The sequence below is a fragment of the Salipiger sp. H15 genome, from assembly GCF_040409955.1.
Classification (GTDB): Bacteria; Pseudomonadota; Alphaproteobacteria; order Rhodobacterales; family Rhodobacteraceae; genus Salipiger.
In genome coordinates, this window is sequence record NZ_CP123384.1 from 957,123 (window position 1) to 979,927 (window position 22,805).

Here is a 22,805-nt window from a genome sequence, read left to right on the forward strand (position 1 = left end):
CGTCTGGGAACCTTTTTGCGATTCCAAACGTTTTCGCTCGTTTACAAACAGCAAGCATTATGGGGGTCCGGCAATGTGGCAATCCGTCCTCGAACGCATTCTCAAAAGGCTCATTGTCGAAGGCCGCTTGCGGGTCACCTGGCCCGACGGCAGCAGCCGCGACTACGGTCCCGGCGCCGGCCCGAAAGGCGAAGTTTCGCTCACCGACGACAGCATCATCCGCGAGCTCTGCCAAAACCCGGTCATGGCGCTTGGCGAAGGCTACATGGACGGCAGAATCGATTGCCCGCCGCACAAGCTCTACGAGCTGATCGCGCTGCTGGTGCGCAACCAGCAGTCGGGCCGGATGCCCAGCTGGTTCACCGCCATGGACCGGATGCGCGTGGCGCTGCGCGGCATCGAGCAGCGCAACAACCCGCTGCGCTCGCAATCGAACGTGAAGCACCATTACGACATCTCGGACGATCTCTACCGGCTCTTCCTCGACGAGGACATGCAGTATTCCTGCGCCTATTTCTCGGATCCCGGGCTCAGCCTCGAGGCGGCGCAGAAGGCCAAGAAGGACCACATCGCGCACAAGCTGCTGCTGAAGCCCGGCATGCGGGTGCTGGACATCGGCTGCGGCTGGGGCGGCATGGCGCTGACGCTGGCGCGCGACTATGGCGCGCATGTCACCGGGGTCACCCTCTCCGAGAACCAGCTGGCGACGGCGAAGCGCCGGGCCGAGGCGGCCGGGCTCGCAGGCCGCACCGAGTTCCGCCTGCTCGACTACCGCAAGATCGAGGACCGCTTCGACCGGGTGGTCTCTGTCGGGATGCTGGAACACGTCGGCTATCCGCACCTGCGCGAGTATTTCGCCAAGGTGCACGACGTGCTGGACCCGGACGGGGTCGCGCTCATCCACACCATCGGCCATACCGCGCCGCCCGCCCCCACCTCGCCGTGGATCGATCGGTACATCTTTCCCGGCGGCTACATCCCCAGCCTCTCGGAAGTCTCGTCGGCGGTCGAGAAATCCGGCCTCTGGACCGCCGATGTCGAGGTGCTGCGCGGCCATTACGGCCCGACGCTGAACCACTGGCGGCGGCGCTTCGAGGCGGCCTTGCCGAAGGTGCGCGCGCTTGGCTACGACGAGCGCTTCATCCGCATGTGGCGGCTCTACCTCGTGGTCTGCGAGGCGGCCTTCGAGGAAACCCGGCAGGGCGTCTTCCACATGCAGCTGTCGCACAAGCAATACGCCGTGCCGACGACCCGCGACTATCTCTACGGCCACCACGAGCAGGAAATGCTGCACGCCGCGCAGTGAACCGGCCCCGGCAAGCTGCCCTAGCGTGACCCGAGCCGCCGCGCGAGCCCGGATCCCGGGCGCGTCGCCGTGACCCTGCGGCAGGCCCGATGCCACCTTCCATGTCACTCCCCTGTCACCGCCATTTGCTTTGCAGAGGAAAACAAGGTGGATCTGGGGTTGCGTGCCCAAAGCTTCTGTCTATAACGCACGACAATTTGCGGGGAGCGACGACTCCAGCGCGTGCTGCCCCATGCCCGACCGCCACAGACATCACATGAAGGTGCCCCCATGCCCAAGAGAACCGATATCAAATCCATCATGATCATCGGCGCGGGGCCCATCATCATCGGGCAGGCCTGCGAATTCGACTACTCCGGCGCACAGGCCTGCAAGGCCCTGCGCGAGGAAGGCTACCGGGTCATCCTGGTGAACTCGAACCCGGCCACGATCATGACCGACCCCGAGCTCGCCGATGCCACCTACATCGAGCCGATCACCCCCGAGGTCGTGGCCAAGATCATCGAGAAGGAGCGCCCCGACGCGCTGCTGCCGACGATGGGCGGCCAGACCGGCCTCAACACCTCGCTCAAGCTCGAGGAAATGGGCGTGCTCGCGAAGTACGGCGTCGAGATGATCGGTGCCAAGCGCGACGCCATCGAGATGGCCGAGGACCGCGCCCTGTTCCGCGAGGCGATGGACCGCATCGGCCTCGAGAACCCGCGCGCCACGATCGTCACCGCGCCGAAGAAGCCGAACGGCAAGGTCGACCTCGACGCCGGCGTCGCCATCGCGCTCGAGGCGCTGGAAGACATCGGCCTGCCGGCGATCATCCGCCCCGCCTTCACCCTCGGCGGCACCGGCGGCGGCGTCGCGTACAACCGCGAAGACTACATGCACTACTGCCGCACCGGCATGGACGCCTCGCCGGTGAGCCAGATCCTCGTCGACGAGTCGCTGCTGGGCTGGAAAGAGTATGAAATGGAGGTCGTCCGCGACAAGGCGGACAACGCGATCATCGTCTGCGCGATCGAGAACGTCGACCCGATGGGCGTGCACACCGGCGACTCGATCACCGTCGCCCCGGCGCTGACCCTGACCGACAAGGAATACCAGATCATGCGCAACGGCTCGATCGCCGTGCTGCGCGAGATCGGTGTCGAGACCGGCGGGTCGAACGTGCAATGGGCGGTGAACCCCGAGAACGGCCGCATGGTCGTGATCGAGATGAACCCGCGCGTGTCGCGCTCCTCGGCGCTGGCGTCCAAGGCCACCGGCTTCCCGATCGCCAAGATCGCCGCGAAGCTCGCCGTCGGCTACACGCTCGACGAGCTCGACAACGACATCACCAAGGTGACCCCGGCCTCCTTCGAGCCGACCATCGACTACGTCGTCACCAAGATCCCCAAGTTCGCCTTCGAGAAGTTCCCGGGCTCCGAGCCGCACCTCACCACCGCGATGAAGTCGGTCGGCGAGGCCATGGCGATCGGCCGCACCATCCACGAGTCGCTGCAGAAGGCGCTTGCCTCGATGGAATCCGGCCTGACCGGCTTCGACGAGGTCGAGATCCCCGGCGCGCCCGAGAAGTCGGCAGTGATCAAGGCGATCAGCAAGCAGACCCCGGACCGCATGCGCACCATCGCGCAGGCGATGCGCCACGGCCTCTCGGATGACGAGATCCACGGCGTCACCATGTTCGACCCGTGGTTCCTTGCCCGCATCCGCGAGATCGTCGAGGCCGAGGAGCAGGTCCGCACCGAGGGCCTGCCGAGCGATGCCGACGGGCTGCGCGCGCTGAAGATCATGGGCTTCACCGACGCCCGCCTCGCCAAGCTGACCGGCTTTGCCGAGAAGGACGTGCGCAAGCGCCGCAAGGACCTCGGCGTCGTCGCCAGCTTCAAGCGCATCGACACCTGCGCCGCCGAGTTCGAGGCGCAGACCCCCTACATGTACTCGACCTACGAGATGCCGATGATGGGCGAGGTCGAATGCGAGGCGCGTCCCTCGGACCGCAAGAAGGTGGTCATCCTCGGCGGTGGCCCGAACCGCATCGGCCAGGGCATCGAGTTCGACTACTGCTGCTGCCACGCCTGCTTCGCGCTGACCAATGCCGGCTACGAGACCATCATGGTCAACTGCAACCCCGAGACCGTGTCGACCGACTACGACACCTCGGACCGCCTGTATTTCGAGCCGCTGACCTTCGAGCACGTGATGGAAATCCTGCGCGTCGAGCAGGAGAACGGCACGCTGCACGGCGTGATCGTGCAGTTCGGCGGCCAGACCCCGCTGAAGCTGGCGAACGCGCTCGAGGCCGAGGGCATCCCGATCCTCGGCACCACGCCCGACGCGATCGACCTCGCCGAGGACCGCGAGCGCTTCCAGGCGCTGGTCAACCAGCTCGGCCTCAAGCAGCCGCACAACGGCATCGCCTCGACCGACGCGCAGGCGCTGGCCATCGCCGAGACCATCGGCTTCCCGCTGGTGATCCGCCCCTCCTACGTGCTGGGCGGCCGCGCGATGGAGATCGTCCGCGACATGGCCCAGCTCGAGCGCTACATCGCCGAGGCGGTGGTGGTCTCGGGCGACAGCCCGGTGCTGCTCGACAGCTACCTCTCGGGCGCCATCGAGCTTGACGTCGACGCGCTCTGCGACGGCGAGGACGTCCACGTCGCGGGCATCATGCAGCACATCGAGGAAGCCGGCGTGCACTCGGGCGACAGTGCCTGCTCGCTGCCGCCCTTCTCGCTCTCGGACGAGATCATCGCCGAGATCAAGGTGCAGACCGAGGCGCTGGCCAAGGCGCTCAACGTCGTCGGCCTGATGAACGTGCAGTTCGCGATCAAGGACGGCGAGATCTACCTCATCGAGGTGAACCCCCGCGCCTCGCGCACCGTGCCCTTCGTCGCCAAGGCCACCGACTCGGCCATCGCCTCGATCGCCGCGCGGATCATGGCGGGCGAGAAGCTCTCGGCCTTCCCGATGCGCGCGCCCTACCCCGAGAACGCCGACTACGACACCACCCTGCCGCTCGCCGACCCGATGACGCTGGCCGACCCGAACATGCCGTGGTTCTCGGTGAAGGAAGCCGTGCTGCCCTTCGCCCGCTTCCCCGGCGTCGATACGATCCTCGGGCCGGAAATGCGTTCGACCGGCGAGGTCATGGGCTGGGACCGCTCCTTCCCGCGCGCCTTCCTCAAGGCGCAGATGGGCGCGGGCACCCACCTGCCGACCGAGGGCGCGGTGTTCATCTCGATCCGCGACGAGGACAAGACCCCGCAGATGATCGAGACCGCGCAGACCCTCGCGGACCTCGGCTTCAAGATCGTCGCCACCGTCGGCACCGCGAAGTTCCTCAAGGCGGCCGGCATCACCTGCGAACTGGTCAAGAAGGTCTACGAGGGCCGTCCGAACGTGGTCGACCTGCTCAAGGACGGCGGCGTGCAGCTGGTGCTGAACACCACCGAGGGCTCGGCGTCGATCTCGGACTCGCGGGAAATCCGCTCGGTCGCGCTCTATGACAAGATCCCCTACTTCACCACCGCGGCCGGCGCCCATGCCGCCGCGCAGGCGATGAAGGCCCGCGAAGAGGGCGAACTGGTGGTCAAGTCGCTGCAGGCCTGAGCCTCCGGGACCAAATGCAAGAAGGGGCGGGAAATTTTCCCGCCCCTTTTCTTTCGTGGCTGAAAGCGCCTAGACCCCGAGGTAGCGCTCGGCCACCTCGCCCTTCACCTCGGCGAAGCGCCCGTCCCAGACCGACCGGCCCCGCTCGAGGATCACCGCCCGGTCGGCGACCTGCGCCAGTTCCGCGAGCGCCTTGTCCACCACGAGGATCGACAGGCCGCTCTCGCGCTTGAGCAGGGCCAGCGCGTCCCAGATCTCCTGCCGGACCAGCGGGGCGAGCCCCTCGGTCGCCTCGTCCAGCACCAGCAGGCGCGGGTTGGTCATCAGCGCCCGGCCGATCGCGAGCATCTGCTGCTCGCCCCCGGAAAGCGTGGCCGAGAGCTGCCCGCGCCGTTCCGCCAGCCGGGGAAACAGCGCCTCGACCCTGGCCTGGTCCCAGGCGCCGGGCCGGGCGGCGGCGATGAGGTTCTCGGTGACCGTCAGGTCGCGGAAGCAGCGCCGGCCCTCCGGCACCAGCCCCACCCCCAGCCGCGCCACCCTGTGCGAGGGCATCCGGGCGATGTCCTGCCCGGCAAAGCGCCGCAGCCCGCCCGCCGCCATCATCCCGCAGAGGCAGCGCACCGTGGTGCTCTTGCCCATGCCGTTGCGCCCCATCAGCGCCAGCACCTCGCCCTCGGCGATCTCCAGCGACACGCCGAAGAGCGCCTGCGAGGCGCCGTAGGAGGCGGTGACCTCGTGCAGTTCCAGAAGGCTCATGCCGCGTCTCCAAGGTAGGCGTCGCGCACCTCGGGGTTGGCGCGGATCTCGTCGACGGTGCCGGTGGCGATAATGCGCCCGTAGACCAGCACCGAGATGCGGTCCGCGAGGGCGAAGACCGCGTCCATGTCATGCTCGATGAGCAGGATCGGCGCCTCGGTGCGCAGGCCTGAGAGGACCTGCGTCAGCTGCTTCGAGCCCTCGCCGCCCAGCCCCGCCATCGGCTCGTCCATCAGGAAGGCCTTGGGCTGCAGGGTCAGCGCCACGGCGACCTCGAGCTGGCGGCGCTGGCCGTGGCTGAGCTCGCTGACCACGGTGGCGGCGTGACCCGCCAGCCCCATGCGCTCGAGCGCCGCCATCGCGCGGTCCCTCAGCTCGGCCCGGCCGAGCGCCGGGCGGAAGAAGCGGTAGGGCCTTCCCGAGGCCCCGAGCGCGCCCAGCACCGCGTTCTGCAGCACCGTGTCCTCCATCGCCAGCGCCGAGACCTGGAAGGTCCGACCCAGACCGGCGCGGGCGCGGGCCATGGTGCTGAGCCCCGTCACGTCGCGGCCGAGGAAATGCACCGTGCCCTCGTCGGGCGCGATATTGCCCGAGAGCTGCTTGATCATCGTCGACTTGCCGGCACCGTTCGGGCCGATCACCGCGTGGATCTCTCCCGGGCGCAGGTCGAGCGTGATGCCGTCCGAAGCGCGCAGCGCCCCGAAGCTCTTGACCAGCCCGCGGGTTTCCAGAACCGGATCAGTCATGAGCCTTCTCCCGTCCGGCGACCAGCCCGACGATGCCGCCGCGCGCGAAGAGCACCACCGCCAGCAGCAGCAGCCCCAGCCAGATGTGCCAGAACTCCGACAGCGCCCCGAGCCAGTGCTCGAGCAGCACGTAGACCACCGCGCCGACGACCGGTCCGAAGAGCCGCCCCACCCCGCCGAGGATCACGAAGACCATGATCTCGCCGCTGGTCTGCCAGCTGAACATGGTCGGGCTAACGAAGCGGTTGAGATCGGCGAAGAGCGCCCCGGCGAGCCCGGTGATCGCCCCCGAGAGCACGAAGCCCACCAGCCGCAGCCGCACCGGGTCGAGCCCCACCGCCTGCACCCGGTCCGGGCTCTGCCGCGCCGCGCCGAGGGCGAGGCCGAAGGGGCTGCGCGCCAGCAGGCGCACGCCCAGCAGCACGAGGCAGAGTACCGCGAAGGCAAGGCCGAAGAACTGGATCGGGTCGAGCGTGTTCAGCCCCGGGAAGCCGTTGCGCACGTAGATCGACAGCCCGTCCTCGCCGCCGTAGCGGCTCCACGAGATCGAGAAGAAGTAGAACATCTGCCCGAAGGCGAGCGTGATCATGATGAAGTAGACGCCCGAGGTGCGCAGCGCCAGGAGCCCGATCAGCAGCGCCACCAGCGCCGAGACCACCACCGCCACCAGCCAGATCAGCGGCATGGAGGTCGAGCCCTCGAACAGGAAGGGCCATTCGAACATCGGCTCGTAGTCCTGCACGTGGCTGGCGAGGATGCCCATGGCATAGCCGCCGATGCCGAAGAAGGTCGCGTGGCCAAGGCTCACCAGCCCGCCGAGCCCGAGCGCGAGGTTGAGCCCGACGGCGGCCAACGCGAGGATCGCGGCGCGGGTCGCCAGCGTGATGGTGAAGGGCTCGCCCATGACATGCGCGGCCAGCGGCACGAGGCCGAGCGCCAGCAGCACCGCGGCGTTGAGAAGACGTTCGCGGTTCATGACCTGGCTCCGAAAAGTCCGGTGGGTTTCCAGACCAGCACCCCGGCCATCAGCACGTAGATCGCCATCGAGGCCAGCGCGGCACCGGTCTGCGTGGCGGCGGCGGGCTCCATGAAGAGCGCGAAGATCTGCGGCAGGAAGATTCCGCCCAGCGTGTCGGTGAGCCCGACGAGGATCGCACCCACCAGCGCGCCCTCGATCGAGCCGATGCCGCCGATGACGATCACCACGAAGGCAAGGATCAGCACCGGCTCGCCCATGCCGACCTGCACCGACTGGATGGCGCCCACCAGCGCGCCCGCCAGCCCCGCCAGCGCCGCGCCGAGCGCGAAGACCAGCGTGTAGAGCCGGGCGATGTCGACGCCGAGCGCGGCGATCATCTCGCGGTCGTTCTCGCCCGCGCGGATGCGGATGCCGAGCCGGGTGCGGGCGATCAGCCAGAACAGCAGCGCGGCGACGACGAGCCCCATGCCGATGATGAAGAGCCGGTAGAGCGGGTACTGGATGCCGCCCGGCAGGGTGACCGGGCCCGAGAGCGCAGCGGGAATGTCGAGATAGAGCGGGAAGGAGCCGAAGACCCACCGCGTGCCTTCCGAGAAGATCAGGATCAGCGCGAAGGTGGCCAGCACCTGGTCGAGGTGGTCGCGGTCGTAGAGCCTGCGGATCACCAGACGCTCGACCAGCGCGCCCGCGGCGGCGGCGGCGGCAAGCGCCGCGACCAGCGCCAGCAGGAACGAGCCGGTGGCGGCGGCGGTGGCGGCGGCGGCAAAGGCGCCGATCATGTAGAGCGAGCCATGGGCGAGGTTGATCAGCCCCATGACGCCGAAGATGAGCGTCAGCCCGGCAGCCATGAGAAACAGCATCACGCCCGATTGCAGCCCGTTGAGGACCTGCTCGGCGATGAGGATGGGGGTCATTCTGTGGTCCGTCTCAATTCAGCAGCGGGCCCCGGCCCGCGTCGCCCGACCCGCGGGCCGGGATGGAGAACGGCCCTCCGCGCTGTCGCTCGGAGGGCCGCACCCGTCTGAATTACATCTTGCACTCGGCCTCGTAGGCGTGGCCGCGATCCTCCATCGCCGTGGCGACGATCTTGTTGGTGAGGATATCGCCTTCCTTGACCACTTCGCGCACGTAGATGTCCTGGATCGGGTGGTGGCTCGGCGAGAACTTGAACTCGCCGCGCACCGACGCGAAGTCGGCCGCCTCGAGCGCCGCGCGGAAGGCGTCCTTGTCGGCGATGTCGGCCTTGTCCATCGCCGAGATCAGCAGCTGCGCGGTGTCATAGCCCTGCGCGGCGTAGAGCGACGGCAGGCGGTCGTACTTGGCGAGGTAGGCCTCGACGAAGTGGGCGTTGGCCGCGTTGTCGAGATCCTTGCTCCACTGCGAGGTGTTCTTCACGCCAAGCGCCGCGTCGCCCACCGCCTGCAGGATGTTCTGGTCGAACGAGAAGGCCGGGCCGACCAGCGGCAGGCCGACGCCGCTGTCGGCGTATTGCTTGAGGAACGAGATCCCCATGCCGCCGGGCAGGAAGAAGAACACGCTGTCGGCACCCGAGGCGCGGATCTGCGCGATCTCGGGGGCATAGTCGGTCTGGCCGAGCTTGGTGTAGACCTCGCCCGCCAGCTCGCCCTTGAAGAAGCGCTTGAAGCCGTTGAGCGAATCCTTACCGGCCGGGTAGTTCGGCGCGAGGATGAAGGTCTTCTTGAAGTCGGCGCTGGTGGCATAGGCGCCCGCCGCCTCGTGCAGGTTGTCGTTCTGGTAGGAGACCGAGAAGTAGTTCGGGTTGCAGCCCGCCCCGGCCAGCTGCGCCGGCGCGGCGTTGGTCGAGAGGTAGAACAGCCCCTGCGCAGTGGCCGCGGGCACGACCGCCATGGCGAGGTTCGACCAGACGATGCCGGTCAGCAGGTCGACCTTGTCGGACTGGATCATCTTGTCGGCGATCTGCACCGCGACGTCGGGCTTCTGCTGGTCGTCCTCGACCACCACCGTCAGATCGCTGCGGCCCGCCTCTTCGACGGCCAGCATGAACCCGTCGCGGGTGTCGATGCCAAGACCTGCACCGCCGCCGGAAAGCGTGGTGATGAGCCCGACCTTGACCTCGGCCGAGGCGGCGGAGGCGCAGGCGACGAGCGCTGCGGAGGCGAGAAGATGTTTGAACATGAATAACTCCCTGGGTTTCTTCGGGACCGCCTCTTGCGTGCGACCCGCAGTTTTTTGTGAGGGTCAGTCTTCGCCAGACGCAGTGGAAATACAATGGAAGAAACGCGGCGCGGGCGTCTCGCGTGATCTTTTCGCCCCGCCGGTGCGTCGAGTGCTTGTCAGCCCAGCCATGATGCGGGAAGACTTTAGGCATGAAAGAGTCCAGACCCGAGACGCAGAGCCCGCCGAGGCTGCGTCTGCGCATCCTCTTCGGCACCGACGCGATGCTCGGCCCGGGCAAGGCCGACCTGCTGGAGCGTATCCGCGAGACCGGCTCGATCGCCGCCGCGGGCCGCGCCATGTCGATGAGCTACAAGCGCGCCTGGAGCCTCGTCGAGGAGATGAACCGTGCCTTCCGCGCGCCGCTGGTGGACAGCAGCCGCGGCGGCGCGAAGGGCGGCGGCGCGCATCTGACCGAGACCGGCGAGGAGGTGCTGGCCAACTACCGGGCGCTCGAGGAGACCATCGCCGAGGCCGGGGCGGACCGGATCGAGACGCTGCGGGGCCTGCTGCGCGAGACGCCGCTCCCGCCCTCCGATATTCCCGAGGGGAAATAACGCTTGCCGGGCGCCCTTGCGATTGCGATATGTTTCGCCGAACATATCTATTTCCAAGGATTTTCTCCCATGCCTTTCGCCCGCTCCCTCCGCCCGGCGCTTGCCGCCGCGCTGCTCTCGACCCTCCCCCTCGCCGCGCAGGCCGAGGAGGTGGTGGTCTTCGCCGCAGCCAGCCTGAAGAACGCCATGGACGAGATCGCCCCCGCCTTCGAGGCCGGCACCGGGCACGAGGTGACCGTCTCGCTCGCCGGCTCCTCGGCGCTGGCGCGGCAGATCCAGCAGGGCGCGCCCGCCGACATCTTCATCTCGGCCAACGAGGAATGGATGGACGCGCTCGATGAGGACGGGCTGGTCCGTGAGGGCACCCGCGGCGACCTGCTGCGCAACTCGATCGTGCTTATCGCCCATGGCAAGGACGCCGCCCCCGTCGAGATCGGCCCCGGGCTCGACCTCCCCGCGCTGCTGGACGGCGGGCACCTCGCGATGGCGCTGGTCGATGCCGTGCCCGCGGGCATCTACGGCAAGGCGGCGCTGGAAAGCCTCGGGCTCTGGGACAGCGCGGCGCCGCAGGTGGCGCAGGCGGACAACGTGCGCGCTGCGCTGACGCTGGTCTCGACCGGCGAGGCGCCGCTCGGCATCGTCTACGCGACGGACGCCGCCGCGGACGAAGGCGTCTCGGTGATCGGCACCTTCCCCAAGGACAGCCACCCGCCCATCGTCTACCCGGCGGCCGGGCTTGCCGGGCGCGACACCCCGGCCGCGGCCGCCTTCCTCGACTACCTGCACGGGCCCGAGGCGCGCGCCGCCTTCGAGGCGCAGGGCTTCGTGGTGGTGCCCGCCCCCGGCGCGGGCGGCTGAGGCATGGACTGGCTTGGCCCCGAGGAATGGCAGGCGGTGCGGCTTTCGCTGCGTGTCTCCCTCTGGGCCACGCTCTGCGGCCTGCCGCCCGCGCTGCTGGCGGCCTATGCGCTGGCGCGCTGGCGCTTTCCCGGCAAGCAGCTGCTCAACGGGCTGGTGCACCTGCCGCTGATCCTGCCGCCGGTGGTCACCGGCTACCTGCTGCTGCTGACCTTCGGCACGCGCGGCCCCGTCGGCGGCGCGCTGCAGGAGATCGGCGTGGTCTTCGCCTTCCGCTGGACCGGCGCGGCGCTGGCCGCTGGCGTGATGGCCTTTCCGCTGGTGGTGCGCGCCATCCGGCTCTCGCTCGAGGCGGTGGACCCGAAGCTGGAACAGGCCGCCGCCACGCTCGGCGCGTCGAAACCCTGGGTCTTCCTGACCGTCACCCTGCCGCTGATCCTGCCCGGGATCATCGCCGGCGCGGTGCTCGGCTTCGCCAAGGCGATGGGAGAGTTCGGCGCCACGATCACCTTCGTGTCGAACATCCCCGGCCAGACCCAGACCCTGCCCTCGGCGATCTACGCCTTCCTGCAGGTCCCCGGCGGCGAGAGCGCGGCGCTGCGGCTGGTGGCGGTCTCGGTCGCCGTGGCGATGGGCGCGCTGCTGCTGTCGGAGGCGCTGGCGCGGCGGGCGCAGCGGCGGGTGGCGGGCACATGACGCTCTCGGTCGACCTGCGCCACCGCTTCGGCGGCTTCGACCTCGACGCGCGGTTCGAGGCGCCGGCGGGCATCACCGTGCTCTTCGGGCGCTCCGGCTCAGGCAAGACCACCATCGTCAACGCCGTGGCCGGGCTGCTGCGCCCCGACGCCGGGCGGATCGCGGCGGAGGAGCTGGTGCTTCTCGACACGGAGCGCGGCCTGTGGCTGCCACCGCACCGGCGCCGGATCGGCTACATCTTCCAGGAGGGGCGGCTCTTCCCGCACCTGTCGGTGCGCCAGAACCTGCGCTACGGCGCGTGGTTCTCGCCGAGCCGCGCCGCCGCCGCCGACTTCGGCCGCGTCGTCGAGATGCTGGGCATCGGGCCCCTGCTCGACCGCCGCCCCGGCGCGCTCTCGGGCGGCGAGAAGCAGCGCGTGGCGATCGGGCGCGCCCTGCTCTCGGCACCGCGGATGATCCTTGCCGACGAGCCGCTCGCGGCACTGGACGAGGCCCGCAAGTCCGAGATCCTGCCCTATTTCGAGCGGCTCCGCGCCGAGGCCTCGATCCCCATCCTCTACGTCAGCCATTCCGCCGCCGAGGTCGCCCGGCTTGCCACCACCGTGGTCGCGCTCGAGGCCGGGCGGGTGACGCGGCAGGGCCCCGCCGCCGAGGTGCTCGCCGACCCGGCGGTGACCCCGCTCGGCGCGCGGGCGGCCGGCGCGGTGCTGCACGCGACCGTCGCGCGGCATCATGACGACGGGCTGACCGAGCTCGACGCCACGGGCACGCCGCTCTTCATCCCCCGGCTCGGCGCGGCCCCCGGCACGCAGGTCCGCGTCCGCATCGCCGCGCACGAGGTGATCCTGTCGCGCGCGCGGCCCGAGGGGCTTTCGGCGCTGAACATCATCAGCGGCCACGTGCAGGAGATCCGCAGCGGCGAGGGGCCGGGGATGCTGGTCTCGCTGGAGACCGGCGCCGGGCGCGTGCTGGCGCGGATCACCCGCCGCTCCGCCGCGGCGCTGGAGCTTGCCCCCGGCGTGCCCTGCCACGCGGTGATGAAGACCGTGGCAGTTGCCCCGGAAGACATCGGCGGACCTGTCAGAAACGACAGTCCGTGATTGCGCGGAGCGCGGCGAATATATATCTTTGAGATGTATGTTTCGAGTGTCTGAAAAGGACTCACCGGGCCATGACGTCCGCGGAATTCGACCTTGCCTCCCCTCCTGAATACAAGATTTTCAAGACCTTGCGGGATGCCATTGTGCGCAACCTGATCCCCGCCGGCACGCCCATCCTGATGACCCGCGTCGCCGAGGAGAACGCCAGCACGCCCGAGGCCGTGAGCGGCGCCTTCGCTCTGCTGCACGAGCACCGTCTCGCGGTGCGCAGCGCCCCCGACCGGGTCACCGTCCTGCCGATCTCTGAGGGGCAGCTGCGCGACGCCTGTTTCCTGCGCGAGCAGGCGGAGGTCGAGATCGTCCGCATCGTCGCCGGGAACGCCGATTCCGATTTCCTCGGCGAGTTGCGCGAGCAGATCCAGCGCCAGAAGGTGGTCGGCCTGCGCAGCCCGCGCGACCTGCTGCGGCTCGACGACCGCTTCCACCTGACCCTCGCGGAACGGGCCGGTTTCGGCTCGATCTGGCCGCAGCTGGAAAGCTGGAAGCTCTGCACCGACCGTGTGCGCCATACCGTCGAGGAGAGCCTCGACCCCGAGCTGATGATCAGCCAGCACAGCGCCATCGTCGACCGCATCGCGATGGGCGACGCCGAGGGCGCGGCGGCGGCGATGCGCTACCACGTCTGCGGCGTGCTGCGGCAGGTGCCGGAGTACCGGCTCTCGCACAAGGCGCTGCTGGCCGACTGAGACGGGCGGCTCAGCCCTGCGGGGTCATGCCGCCGCGCGCCTTGAACCGCTTCAGCCCGAGCGCCCGCTCGCGCAGGATGATGGCGATGCCCGAGGCGATGATGATCGCCGAGCCGAGCAGCGTCAGGCCGGTCGGCACCTCGTCGAAGACCACGTAGCCGATGAGGATGGCAAAGAGGATCGAGGCATAGTCGAAGGGCGCCAGCAGCGCCGCCTCGGCGCCCTTGTAGGCCGAGGTCAGGAAGATCTGCGCCACGCCGCCGATCAGCCCCGCGCCGATCAGCAACGCCAAGGTCTGGGGCTCGGGCATCACCCAGCCGAAGGGAATGCTCAGCAGCGACAGCAGCGTGGTGGTCAGCGAGAAGAAGAAGACGATGGCCGAGGTCTGCTCGGTCTGCACCATGCGCCGGATGTGGATCTGCACCAGCGCCCGCAGCACCGCCGAGGTCAGCACGAAGCCGACGCCCCAGAGCACCGCCGGGCTGGCTTCCTTGACGGTGAGCAGCGGCAGCATGATCACCATGACCCCAAGCAGGCCGACGAACACCGCCGAGATGCGGAAGAGCCGGATCTTCTCACCCAGCAGCAGCGCCGCGAAGATCACCGTGAGCGGCGGCGCGGCATAGTCGAGCGCGGTCACCTCGGGCAGCGGCAGCAACCCCAGCGCCGCGAAACCGAAGCCCATGGCCGCGCCGCCGACGATGCCGCGCAGGAAATGCGCCATCGGGCTCGCGACCTTGAGCCCGGTCTTCATCTTCCCGGTCCAGACCAGCCAGGCGATGATCACCGGCATGGCGAAGAACGACCGGAAGAACACCGACTCGCCGGTCGGCACCTCGTCCGAGACGGCCTTGATCATCGCGGACATGATGACGAAGAGCACCACGGAGGTGAGTTTCAGCGCAATGCCGCGAAGGGGGGACATGGGGGCTCCGGGCGATGCGCCGAACAGGGAAAAATCCCGGGCACACTGGCGCTTGCCCGAGGCAAGGTCAACCTGCCGAAGAGCTTCCCGTCTCGAGGCAATGGCGGCGGAAGGCGCGCTTGAGCATGTCGAGTTCGGCGCGCAGCAGCGACATCTCGGCGCGGATGTCGTCGCCGAGCGCCTCGCCCGCGACCAGCGTGAAACTCTCGAGAAGATCGCCGCTCGCCGCCTCGCGGATCAGGATGGTCCGCACCCCGTCGCCGATCGCCTCGGCGGGCACCGGCACCTCGAGCGCCCATTGCCCGGGGCTGCCCATGCCCACAAGGCTCACGCCGCGCACCGGCGCGTCCTCGAGCGTCACGGCGATCTCGGGCTGGCTGCCCTCGGGCCCGGTCAGCATCCCGTGCCAGACGCCCTCGCGGAACCGGGTCTTGGTCAGGCTGTACTCGCTCATGCGCGCTCTCCGCTCAGAGTTCCGCCCGCGGGCGGCGGCTGAAGGTCAGGTCCCGCAGGATGACCTCGTTCATCTCGGGCCCCTCGAAGATCAGGTCGAGCCACATGCCGTCCACCCGCTTCTCGTTGAGCCGGGTGTAGGCGAGGTCGAACTCGACGTTGATCTCCTCGGCGTTCAGCGGCAGCTCGCGCACGATCTGCTCGACGTTCGGCCCGTGGCGGATGTTGAGCCGGGTGAAGATCTCGAGCGGCTTCTCCATCTCCACGATGGTCTCGACCCGCACGAGGTGCCGCCGTCCGAGACCGGCGCAGGCCTCCTGCGGCAGCTCGACCGCCAGCGACAGGTAGCTGCCGCAGAAGCGGAAGACGTCGAGCCGCAGCCCGAAGGGCGCAAGGTCGGCCTCGCGCAGGTTGCGGATCTGGCGCAGCGTGAGCTCGGTGCGCGGGCAGTCGTGGAACAGCGTCACCTCGGCCCCGAGCTGCGCCTTCTCCGGCACCGAGGCGATGCCGGGCTGCGGCAGCGGGCCGCGCCAGAGTTCGGGTCGCCAGGACCAGTCGGCGTCGGCGGGGCGCGGAAAGGCCTGGTTGCCGATCAGCGGCAGCGCCAGCCGCGCCTCGGCCACGTGCAGGAGCTCGTCGAGCCGGCTGCGCAGGCGGCGCGCGGCGCGGCGCTGGCGGCGCAGCTCGGGCAGGGGCATCTCGGCCGCGGCACCCGCAAGCCGCGACCAGCGCCGCAGCGCCGCCGCCTGCAGCGCCTGCCGCATCCACCCGCCCCATTGCCTTGCCATGCCCGACCTTCTTCCCTGCCCTGCCCGCCGATCCCGGCGCGCCCCCGTGTTTCCGGCACGCCGCTTCCGGCGTACGTTCCCGGTGTTATGGCAAATCCTTGCGATCGAATAAACGGGGCCGCGTCGCGTGCGTGGCTCAGCGTTGCGCCGCCGCCTCGGGGCTGAGCTGGGTGATCCGCGCCCGCACCGCCTGCAGCATGGCCGCGCCGTCGCCCCCGGCCAGCACGCCACCGCTCGGCGCGTAGAGCGCCATGACCACCAGCCGCCCGTTCAGAAGGAAGGCGCCGCGCCAGTGCCGCGGATCGCCGCCGGGCAGCGCCCGGTCACCGCCGCCGGCGAGATAGGCCACCGACAGCCCGTCGCGGATCTCGCCCCCGGCGAGGCGCAGCCGCCCCGCCTCGGCGGCCAGCGTCTCGGGCGCGGGCACCTCGCCCGCCGCCCCCGCCGGACCGACCGTCACCGTCAGCATCATCGGATCGACGACGGCGCCGGTCTCGCCGCCGCTCAGGATCTGGCACGAGGCCAGCACGGCAAAGCCGCGGCCCGCGCCCCGCTTGAGCGTGACGGGATCGACGCAATAGCCGCCCGGCCCCGCGACGACCACCGCGCCGCCCTCGAGCACCGCCTGCTGCAGCGGCGGGCGCCCGCTGCCGTTCACGGACTCGCAGGATGCCAGCGCCAGAGGCGCCAGGAGCGCCAGGAGCGCCGCGCCGCGTCGTCCGCGCAGGGCGCGGCTGGATCCCGGGATCGCCATCATGCGTTCGGGTTAGCGAAGCGCCCTGCGCCGCACAAGAAGGAAAGCCGGGCACCTGATCCTTCCGGGAATTGACAGGCCCGGCCAAGCGCCTGAACATCGGGAAGAAAGGACGGCCGACATGTACGCAGACAGACCCGGGACCGCAGCGTCTCCGGCACGCGCGCCCCGGCACCGGCGGGCCGCGGCGGAATGAGATACCACCCCTTCGTCATGCTGACCGCGACCGCAAGGCGCACCGAGCTCTGGCGGCTGGCGCTCGGGCTGGGCTTCGTGCTGGCGGTGAGCTTCGTGCTCGGGCAGTTCCTCTTCGGCCTGATCATGCTGCTGGTGCCCGCGGATCGCACCGCGGCGCTGGTGCAGGCGGTGCGCGATGCCGATGCCCCGCCGGGCATGCTGCTGCTGCTGCTCTCGATGGGCACGCTCGGCGTCGGCGCCGCGCTCGCCGCGCGGGTGCTTCACGATCGCGCGCCGGTGACGCTGGTCGGCCCGCCGCCGCTGGCTCTGGCGCAGTTCCTGCGCTGCGCCGCCGCCGCCGGGCTCGCCGCCCTGCTTGGCGCGGCGCTGATGGTCTGGGCCGTGGACGAGCCGCTGCACCCGGGCCTTCCGATGCTGCGCTGGCTGGCGCTGCTGCCGCTGACCCTGCCCGCGATCCTGATCCAGACCGCCTCCGAGGAGCTGTTCTTCCGCGGCTACCTGCAGAGCCAGCTTGCCGCGCGCCTGCCGCAGCCCTGGGTCTGGCTGAGCCTTCCCTCGGCGCTCTTTGCGCTGGGGCATTACGCGCCCGGCACCTATGGCTCGGCCGCGCCGACCGTGGTGATCTGGGCCTTCCTCTTCGGCGTCGCCGCCGCCGACCTGACCGCTCGGTCGGGCACGCTCGGCCCCGCCATCGCGCTGCATTTCATGAACAATATCGTGGCGCTCGCGCTTGTCTCCCCCGAGGGCGACATGTCCGGCCTCGCGCTTTTCCGCTGGCCCTTCGCGCTTGGCGACACCGAGGCGCTGGCCCGGATGCTGCCGATGGATCTGGTCACCCTGCTGGTCAGCTGGCTCGCCGCGCGGCTTGCCCTGAGACGCTGACGCCGCCGCGTTCCGGGGCTCCGGGCCGCGCCCCGGTGCAGGCCACGATTGCATTTCCCCCGCCTCTTGCTTAAGTCACCGCCAACAGAAAACCGCTGACGCCGCACGGAACGCTCGGAAAACAAGGGCAGCACCGCATGAACTGGATTACCAACTACGTCCGTCCCCGGATCAACTCGATCTTCTCGCGCCGCGAGGTGCCCGAGAACCTGTGGACCAAATGCGACTCCTGCGGGACGATGCTCTTCCACCGCGAAGTGGCCGACAACCTCGGCGTCTGCACCAGCTGCAGCCACCACATGAACATCACGCCCCGCGCCCGGTTCAGCGCGCTGTTCGACGGCGGCGTGTTCAACGAGATCGCGGTGCCCGAGCCGATCACCGACCCGCTGCAGTTCCGCGACCAGAAGAAATACCCCGACCGGATGAAGGCGGCGCAGAAGTCCACCGGCGAGAAGGAAGCGATGCTCGTCGCCGCCGGCGACATCAACCGCACCCCCGTCGTGGCCTGCGCGCAGGACTTCTCGTTCATGGGCGGCTCCATGGGCATGTATGTCGGCAACGCGATCATCGCCGCCGCCGAAGAAGCGCGGAAGCTCAAGCGCCCGCTGATCCTGTTCTCGGCTGCCGGCGGCGCGCGCATGCAGGAAGGCATCCTGTCGCTGATGCAGATGCCGCGCACCACCGTCGCCGTGCAGATGCTGCGCGAGGCGGGCCTGCCCTACATCGTCGTGCTGACCCACCCCACCACCGGCGGCGTCACCGCCTCCTACGCGATGCTGGGCGACGTGCAGATCGCCGAGCCGGGCTCGCTGATCTGCTTCGCCGGCCCGCGCGTCATCGAGCAGACCATCCGCGAGAAGCTGCCCGAGGGCTTCCAGCGCGCCGAGTACCTGCTCGAGCACGGCATGCTCGACCGGGTGACCGACCGCCGCGAACTGCGCACCGAGCTGACCACCATCCTGCGCATGCTGATGGGCCTGCCGCCCGCCGTCGCGGGCGACCTTCCCGCCCCCGGGGCCGAGACCGCGCCGACCCCCGCCCCGGCGGAAGAGCCCAAGGCAGAGAAGAAGAAACCCACCAAGTGACCAGCGAGAGCAGCGTGACCGGCACCCCCGGCTCGGACGTCATCCTCGAGAGGATGATGACCCTGCACCCCAAGATCATCGACCTGACGCTCGACCGGGTGTGGCGGCTGCTCGACGCGCTCGACCACCCCGAGCGCGCCCTGCCGCCGGTGATCCACCTCGCCGGGACCAACGGCAAGGGCTCGACCCAGGCGATGATCCGGGCCGGGCTCGAGGCCGCCGGCAAGCGCGTGCACGCCTATATCTCGCCGCATCTCGTGCGCTTCCACGAGCGCATCCGTCTCGCAGGCGAGCTGATCTCGGAAGAGGCGCTGAGCGCCGTGCTCGACGAGTGCTGGGAGAAGAACCGGCACGAGCAGATCACCTATTTCGAGATCACCACCTGCGCCGCGCTGCTGGCCTTTGCCCGCACGCCCGCCGATTACACGCTGCTGGAGACCGGCCTCGGCGGCCGTCTCGACGCGACCAACGTCGTCGAGCAGCCCGCGCTGACCATTCTCACGCCGATCTCGCTCGATCACCAGCAGTACCTTGGCGAGACCATCGCCGAGATCGCCGGTGAAAAGGCCGGCATCCTCAAGCGCGGCGTGCCCTGCGTCGTCGGCCCGCAGCCGGACGAGGCGATGGACGTCATCGAGGCCCGCGCCGCCCAGCTCGGCGTGCAGCTTCTGGCGCATGGCCAGCACTGGCACGTCTGGGAAGAGCGCGGCCGCATGGTCTACCAGGACGAGACCGGCCTGCTGGACCTGCCGCTGCCGAACCTGCCGGGCAAGCACCAGCTTGCCAACGCCGGTGCCGCGCTCGCCGCGCTGCGCCACCTCGGCTTCGACGAGCCCGCCTGCGAGGCGGCTGTGACCAGCGCCGACTGGCCCGCGCGGATGCAGCGCCTGACCCGCGGCCCGCTGACCAGTGCCGCACCGCTGGCCGAGCTCTGGCTCGACGGCGGCCACAACCCGGCGGCGGGCGAGGCGCTGGCCGAGCATATCGCCCGGATGCCGCGCCGCCCGACGCACCTCATCTGCGGCATGCTGAACACCAAGGACGTCGGCGGCTACCTGCGCCCGCTCGCATCCGTGGCCGACAGCCTGACCTCGGTGTCGATCCCCGACGCCCCGGCGACGCTCGAGGCCGAGGAGACCGCGCGCATCGCCCGCGCCTCCGGCCTGCGCGCCCATGCCGCCCCGAACGTGACCGCCGCGCTTGCCGCGATCACCGCCGAGGAGCCGCGCGCGCGCGTGCTGATCTGCGGCTCGCTCTATCTCGCGGGCACCGTCCTGCGGGAAAACGGCTGACAAACGGGCTGACCCAGGGGCACCAAGGGTGGTGTTTCGAAAAAAACGGACTCTTAGGGTTCGTTTAACCAACTATATCTTGACGCATCGCGCGATCGTGACCTACGCTTAGAGGTGTAAGGTTTTGCTTCACTGCAATCTGCGCGGCGGAGCACTCGGGGACAGTCAGAGTTACGGGGCGGTGCCAGCCAAGTCGGCACCCCAGGGACAGAACAGGCCGCACGGAATTATTGTGCGGTTTCCGCTGCCGGACTCTCTGCCATGCCCACGGCCCTTCCAGGCCGAAGACGATTTCTATCGCAGGCAGAAAATCTATATAAAACGAGCAGTTTGAAGGGTCCCTCGGGACCCTTCCTTTTTGCGTGCCGGCGCCCTCGCGCGCGCGGCGCGAGGCAAGCCTGTCTCAGATCGGCTTGCCCCACTCGGCGTCCTGCATCTCGCGCAGGCGGCTGGCGGTACGCTCGAACTCGAAGGCCCCCGCCCCCTCGATATAGAGGCTCTCGGGCTCGTCCACGGCGCTGGCGATCAGCTTCACCTTCGCCTCGTAGAGCGCGTCGATCAGCGTCACGAAGCGCTTGGCCTCGTTGAAGTTGCCACGTCCGAGCCGGGGAATGTTCTCGATCACCAGCACCCGCACCGCGTCGGCAAGCGCGAGGTAGTCGGCCGGGCCCAGCGGCTGGCCGCAGAGATCGTAGAACGAGGCCCGCGCCACGCCGTTCCAGTAGCGCGGCAGCTCGACCTTGCGGGTCTTGATGTGCAGCGTCAGCACTTCCTCGTGGCCGTGGGTCAGCTCCTGCCAGACGCGGTCGATCTCGGCGCGGGTCTCGGCCGTCACCGGGCAGAAATAGACCTGCGCCCCCTTCAGCCGGTCCTGCCGGTGGTCCTTTTCCGAGACCAGCTCGCGCACCTCGAGCCGCTCCTTGATCTGCTTGATGAAGGGCAGGAAGAGCTGGCGGTTGAGCCCGTCCTTGTAAAGCTCGTCCGGCACCCGGTTGGAGGTGGTCACCACCACCGTGCCCGCCGCGAAGAGCTGCTCGAAGAGCCGCCCGACCAGCATGGCGTCGCCGATATCGGTGATCTGCATCTCGTCGAAGGCCAGCACCTTCACCGTGTCCGAGACCTTTTTCGCCATCGGCACGACCGGGTCCGACACGCCCTCGCCGCGCAGCCGGTGCAGGTCGGCCTGCATCTCCTGCATGAAGGCGTGGAAGTGCACCCGGCGCACCGGCACGTGCAGGCTCTCGACGAACATGTCCATCAGCATGGACTTGCCGCGCCCCACCCCGCCCCAGAGGTAGAGCCCCTTCGGCGGCTCGGGCGCCTTGCGGAAGAAGCCCTTCTTCACCGGCCTGGCAAGCTCGGCACGGATGCGCTCGAAATGGGGAAGCGCCTCTTCCTGCGCCGGATCGCGCAGCAGCAGGCCCTCGGCCACCTTCTCGTCGTAGAGGTCCATCAGCGTGGTCATGCACGCGCCATAGCGCGGCGCGCGGGGATTGTGTAGGGCCTGCCGGGCGCTTCCGCGCCGCACCGCCGCAATCATTCCGATCCGTGATGTTTTTCATCAAGATCCGCGAATTGACCCGGCGTTCAGATGTCGTAAAGCTGCCGCGGCGCAGCAGGAGCCTTGCCGAATGACCCGCACCCCTCTCTTCACCCCCGTCCTCGTGGTGGGATGTCTCATCATCCTCGTCTCCTTCGCGATCCGCGCCAGCTTCGGCGTGTTCCAGATCCCGATCGCGCAGGAGTTCAACTGGCCGCGTGCCGAGTTCAGCCTCGCCATCGCCATCCAGAACCTTGCCTGGGGCATCGGCCAGCCGATCTTCGGCGCGATGGCCGAGAAGATCGGCGACCGCAAGGCGATCATCCTCGGCGCCATCATCTACGCCGCCGGCCTCGTGCTCTCGAGCTTCGCCGTCAGCCCCGAGCAGCACCAGATGTACGAGATCCTCGTCGGCTTCGGCGTCGCGGGCACCGGTTTCGGCGTGATCCTCGCCGTGGTCGGCCGCGCCTCCTCGGACGACAACCGCTCGATGAGCCTTGCCATCGCCACCGCCGCGGGCAGCGCCGGGCAGATCCTCGGCGCGCCGATGGCCGAGTGGATGCTGAGCATGATGCCCTGGCAGCAGGTGTTCCTGGTGTTCACCGCGGCGATCCTCGCCGTGCTGCTCTTCCTGCCGCTGATGCGCGCCCCCGCCGCCAGCAAGGCCGAGCTCGAGGAAAGCATGGGCACGATCCTGAAGCGCGCCTTCCGCGATCCGTCCTTCTCGCTGATCTTCCTCGGCTTCTTCTCCTGCGGCTACCAGCTGGCCTTCGTCACCGCGCATTTCCCGGCCTTCGTGACCGAGCTCTGCAGCCCGATCGCCGCGGGCAGCGTGCTGCACAACATCGGCATCACCAGCACCTCGGCGCTTGGCGCGGTCTCCATCGCGGTGATCGGCGTCGCCAATGTCGGCGGCACGCTGCTCGCCGGCTGGGCGGGCAAGCGCTGGCCGCGCAAGTACCTTCTGGCGCTGATCTACCTCGGCCGGACCATCGCCGCGGCGCTGTTCATCTCGCTGCCGATCACCCCGGTCAGCGTGCTGGTCTTCTCGGTGGTCATGGGCTCGCTCTGGCTGGCCACCGTGCCGCTGACCTCGGGCCTCGTCGCGCATCTCTACGGGCTGCGCTACATGGGCACGCTCTACGGCATCGTGTTCTTCAGCCACCAGCTCGGCGGCTTCCTCGGCGTCTGGCTGGGTGGGCGGATGTACGACATCTACGGCGACTACACGCTGGTGTGGTGGATCGGCGTCGGCGTCGGCGCGCTCAGCGCCATCGTGCACCTGCCGGTGCGCGAGACGCCCCGCACGGCGGTCGCCCAGCCGGCCTGAGGCCGGCCGGGC

At 69.3% G+C, this 22,805-nt stretch carries 21 protein-coding genes; 11 read left to right on the forward strand and 10 right to left on the reverse strand.

Annotated features, from left to right (window positions below; translation table 11 throughout):
- Positions 1-73 precede the first annotated feature (73 nt).
- Together PVT71_RS04705 and carB are read left to right on the forward strand one after the other, a co-directional pair.
- Positions 74-1,306, forward strand: a complete 1,233-nt coding sequence (locus PVT71_RS04705; RefSeq protein WP_353473346.1) for a cyclopropane-fatty-acyl-phospholipid synthase family protein — start codon at positions 74-76, stop codon at positions 1,304-1,306.
- Between the two features lie 270 nt (positions 1,307-1,576).
- Positions 1,577-4,909 carry a carbamoyl-phosphate synthase large subunit gene (gene carB / locus PVT71_RS04710; protein WP_353473347.1) on the forward strand — a complete coding sequence of 1,111 codons (3,333 nt, stop codon included), beginning with the start codon at positions 1,577-1,579 and terminating at the stop codon, positions 4,907-4,909.
- Between the two features lie 69 nt (positions 4,910-4,978).
- Here the strand turns inward: carB and PVT71_RS04715 are convergent, their stop codons facing one another.
- The 5 genes from PVT71_RS04715 to PVT71_RS04735 form a co-directional block, all read right to left on the reverse strand.
- Positions 4,979-5,665: an ABC transporter ATP-binding protein gene (locus tag PVT71_RS04715; protein ID WP_353473348.1), complete on the reverse strand. Its 687-nt coding sequence runs from the start codon at positions 5,663-5,665 to the stop codon at positions 4,979-4,981.
- Positions 5,662-6,411, reverse strand: a complete 750-nt coding sequence (locus PVT71_RS04720; RefSeq protein WP_353473349.1) for an ABC transporter ATP-binding protein — start codon at positions 6,409-6,411, stop codon at positions 5,662-5,664. The genes PVT71_RS04715 and PVT71_RS04720 overlap by 4 nt, the downstream gene beginning before the upstream one ends.
- On the reverse strand, positions 6,404-7,387 hold the full coding sequence (locus PVT71_RS04725) for a branched-chain amino acid ABC transporter permease (RefSeq protein WP_353473350.1): 984 nt from the start codon (positions 7,385-7,387) through the stop codon (positions 6,404-6,406). Before PVT71_RS04725 ends, PVT71_RS04720 begins: the two co-directional genes overlap by 8 nt.
- Positions 7,384-8,304: a branched-chain amino acid ABC transporter permease gene (locus PVT71_RS04730; RefSeq protein WP_353473351.1), complete on the reverse strand. Its 921-nt coding sequence runs from the start codon at positions 8,302-8,304 to the stop codon at positions 7,384-7,386. Before PVT71_RS04730 ends, PVT71_RS04725 begins: the two co-directional genes overlap by 4 nt.
- Positions 8,305-8,416: 112 nt before the next feature.
- The gene (locus PVT71_RS04735; protein WP_353473352.1) at positions 8,417-9,547 is read right to left on the reverse strand and encodes an ABC transporter substrate-binding protein; all 1,131 of its coding nucleotides are present in this window, start codon (positions 9,545-9,547) and stop codon (positions 8,417-8,419) included.
- Positions 9,548-9,738: 191 nt separating this feature from the next.
- On the opposite strand from PVT71_RS04735, the gene PVT71_RS04740 reads away from it, so the two are divergent.
- From PVT71_RS04740 to PVT71_RS04760, 5 genes are all read left to right on the forward strand, one after another.
- Positions 9,739-10,143, forward strand: a complete 405-nt coding sequence (locus PVT71_RS04740; protein ID WP_353473353.1) for a winged helix-turn-helix domain-containing protein — start codon at positions 9,739-9,741, stop codon at positions 10,141-10,143.
- A 69-nt stretch (positions 10,144-10,212) separates the two neighbouring features.
- Positions 10,213-11,001 (forward strand): molybdate ABC transporter substrate-binding protein, encoded by a 789-nt coding sequence (gene modA, locus PVT71_RS04745; protein ID WP_353473354.1) that lies wholly within the window; start codon positions 10,213-10,215, stop codon positions 10,999-11,001.
- Between the two features lie 3 nt (positions 11,002-11,004).
- Positions 11,005-11,697 (forward strand): molybdate ABC transporter permease subunit, encoded by a 693-nt coding sequence (gene modB, locus PVT71_RS04750; protein WP_353473355.1) that lies wholly within the window; start codon positions 11,005-11,007, stop codon positions 11,695-11,697.
- The gene (gene modC / locus PVT71_RS04755) at positions 11,694-12,797 is read left to right on the forward strand and encodes a molybdenum ABC transporter ATP-binding protein (RefSeq protein ID WP_353473356.1); all 1,104 of its coding nucleotides are present in this window, start codon (positions 11,694-11,696) and stop codon (positions 12,795-12,797) included. The genes modB and modC overlap by 4 nt, the downstream gene beginning before the upstream one ends.
- 143 nt (positions 12,798-12,940) lie before the next feature.
- A complete protein-coding gene (locus PVT71_RS04760) occupies positions 12,941-13,543 on the forward strand; it encodes a GntR family transcriptional regulator (RefSeq protein WP_353473357.1) in 603 nt (200 codons plus the stop codon).
- A 10-nt stretch (positions 13,544-13,553) separates the two neighbouring features.
- On the opposite strand, the gene PVT71_RS04765 is transcribed toward PVT71_RS04760, so the two are convergent.
- The 4 genes from PVT71_RS04765 to PVT71_RS04780 all read right to left on the reverse strand — a co-directional run bounded on the left by PVT71_RS04765 (position 13,554) and on the right by PVT71_RS04780 (position 16,463).
- Positions 13,554-14,468, reverse strand: a complete 915-nt coding sequence (locus tag PVT71_RS04765) for a DMT family transporter (RefSeq protein ID WP_353473358.1) — start codon at positions 14,466-14,468, stop codon at positions 13,554-13,556.
- A 67-nt stretch (positions 14,469-14,535) separates the two neighbouring features.
- Entirely contained in the window at positions 14,536-14,922 is a 387-nt protein-coding gene (locus PVT71_RS04770) for a hypothetical protein (RefSeq protein WP_353473359.1), read from the reverse strand.
- 13 nt (positions 14,923-14,935) lie between these two features.
- Positions 14,936-15,709 (reverse strand): DUF6478 family protein, encoded by a 774-nt coding sequence (locus PVT71_RS04775; protein WP_353473360.1) that lies wholly within the window; start codon positions 15,707-15,709, stop codon positions 14,936-14,938.
- Positions 15,710-15,845: 136 nt separating this feature from the next.
- The gene (locus PVT71_RS04780) at positions 15,846-16,463 is read right to left on the reverse strand and encodes a dihydroxy-acid dehydratase (RefSeq protein WP_353473361.1); all 618 of its coding nucleotides are present in this window, start codon (positions 16,461-16,463) and stop codon (positions 15,846-15,848) included.
- Positions 16,464-16,655: 192 nt separating this feature from the next.
- Between PVT71_RS04780 and PVT71_RS04785 the strand changes: the two genes are divergently transcribed.
- From PVT71_RS04785 to PVT71_RS04795, 3 genes are all read left to right on the forward strand, one after another.
- On the forward strand, positions 16,656-17,543 hold the full coding sequence (locus PVT71_RS04785) for a CPBP family intramembrane glutamic endopeptidase (RefSeq protein WP_353473362.1): 888 nt from the start codon (positions 16,656-16,658) through the stop codon (positions 17,541-17,543).
- Positions 17,544-17,680: 137 nt separating this feature from the next.
- Positions 17,681-18,631, forward strand: coding sequence for an acetyl-CoA carboxylase, carboxyltransferase subunit beta (accD, locus tag PVT71_RS04790; RefSeq protein ID WP_353473363.1), 951 nt, complete (start codon positions 17,681-17,683; stop codon positions 18,629-18,631).
- Positions 18,632-18,684: 53 nt separating this feature from the next.
- Positions 18,685-19,923 carry a folylpolyglutamate synthase/dihydrofolate synthase family protein gene (locus tag PVT71_RS04795; protein WP_353473834.1) on the forward strand — a complete coding sequence of 413 codons (1,239 nt, stop codon included), beginning with the start codon at positions 18,685-18,687 and terminating at the stop codon, positions 19,921-19,923.
- Between the two features lie 403 nt (positions 19,924-20,326).
- Here the strand turns inward: PVT71_RS04795 and zapE are convergent, their stop codons facing one another.
- The gene (zapE, locus tag PVT71_RS04800) at positions 20,327-21,388 is read right to left on the reverse strand and encodes a cell division protein ZapE (RefSeq protein WP_353473364.1); all 1,062 of its coding nucleotides are present in this window, start codon (positions 21,386-21,388) and stop codon (positions 20,327-20,329) included.
- 166 nt (positions 21,389-21,554) lie between these two features.
- Between zapE and PVT71_RS04805 the strand changes: the two genes are divergently transcribed.
- A complete protein-coding gene (locus PVT71_RS04805) occupies positions 21,555-22,793 on the forward strand; it encodes an MFS transporter (RefSeq protein ID WP_353473365.1) in 1,239 nt (412 codons plus the stop codon).
- The last annotated feature ends 12 nt before the right edge of the window (positions 22,794-22,805 follow it).